2 protein-coding genes are annotated in these 1,400 nt (G+C 76.4%); both read left to right on the top strand.

Features of this window, described 5'->3' with window-relative positions:
- Nucleotides 1–281: IclR family transcriptional regulator domain-containing protein (locus HGA02_RS19280; protein WP_281357229.1), on the top strand; the 281-nt coding region annotated here is incomplete at its 5' end.
- A gap of 20 nt (nt 282–301) precedes the next feature.
- The gene (locus tag HGA02_RS19275) at nt 302–1,366 is read left to right on the top strand and encodes a serine hydrolase domain-containing protein (RefSeq protein ID WP_168681002.1); all 1,065 of its coding nucleotides are present in this window, start codon (nt 302–304) and stop codon (nt 1,364–1,366) included.
- The last annotated feature ends 34 nt before the right edge of the window (nt 1,367–1,400 follow it).

Here is a 1,400-nt window from a genome sequence, read left to right as displayed (position 1 = left end):
CCTTCGTCGACCGCACGGGCCTCGGACCGAGCCGCCCGGCCGAGCTGCGCGACGTCCTCGTCGAGGTCCGTCGCCGGGGCTGGGCGTCCGAGGACGGCGACGTCACGCCCGGCTTCGCGTCCGTCGGCGTCGCGGTCCACGACCACACCGGCCACCCCATCGCGGGGCTCGCGGTCACGTTCGCGCGCACCGACGCCGACGACGCGACCGCCGAGCAGCTCGCCCGTGCCGCGCAGCGCGCCGCCGCCGACCTGAGCCGCCGCGTGGGCGGCACGGGCTGACGGGTCCGTAGGCTCCGAGGATGAACGACGTGCACGCGGTGTCGGAGACGGAGCTGGACACGCTGGTCGACGAGGCGCTCGAGCAGGGCGGTCCGCGCGAGGCGGCGGGCGTCGTCCGGGTCCGCGTCGACGGCGAGATGCTCCTCGAACGCGTGTGGGGCGTCGTCGACCGGCGCTGGGGGCGGCCGCTCACGCCCGACGACCGGATGCCGATGGCGTCGGGCAGCAAGGGGTTCACGGCGCTCGCGGTCCTGACCCTCGTCGCCGACGGGACGTTGAGCCTCACGACGACCGCGCGTGACCTGCTGGGCGACGACCTCCCGGCGATCCCCGACGACGTCACGCTCGAGCACCTGCTGTCGCACACGTCGGGCCTCTCGGACGTGATCGACGACGACGCCGACGAGGACGCGTACCTGCTCGACGTGCCGGTGCACACGCTCGTCTCGCCCGAGGACTACCTGCCGGTGCTGGGACGGGTCGTCCCGGAGCGCGCCCCGGGCGGCCCGCTCGAGTACCGCAACGCCGCGTTCGTGCTGCTGTCCCTCCTGGCCCAGCGCGCGTCGGGCGTCCCGTTCCACGACCTCGTCCGGCAGCGCGTCCTGCGCCCCGCCGGCATGACGCGCACCGACTTCCTGCGCTCCGACGAGCTCCCCGCCGACGCGGCGATCGGCTACGTGCGGGTCGGCGACGCGTGGCGCTCGCACGTGCTGCACCTGCCGGTGGTCGCGGGCGGCGACGGCGGTGCGTACACGACCGCGGCGGACATGGAGCGGTTCTGGGACGCGCTGCTCGGCGGCCGGATCCTGCCGCCCGAGCTGGTCGCACAGGCGACCGCGCCGCACGCCACGACGGACGACGGCGCGTACGCCTACGGGCTCGGTGTGTGGCTGCCGCCCGAGGCGCCCGGCGTCGTGCAGCTCGAGGGCGAGGACGCGGGCGTCTCGTTCTGGTCGGCGCACCGCCCGGCGAGTGCGGGGGACGGGCCGGAGGCCACCGTGACGGTCGCCGGGACGACGGCCAGTGCGGCGTGGCCGGTCGCCCGTGCCGTCGGGGACCGCCTGCGCCTGACGACCGCCGGCTGAGGGACCAGGCCCCGGACGCGGAGCCGGACGGCAC

The organism is Cellulomonas septica, from assembly GCF_012396155.1.
In the GTDB taxonomy this organism is placed as follows: domain Bacteria; phylum Actinomycetota; class Actinomycetes; order Actinomycetales; family Cellulomonadaceae; genus Cellulomonas; species Cellulomonas septica.
This window is presented reverse-complemented; position numbering and strand designations above follow the sequence as displayed.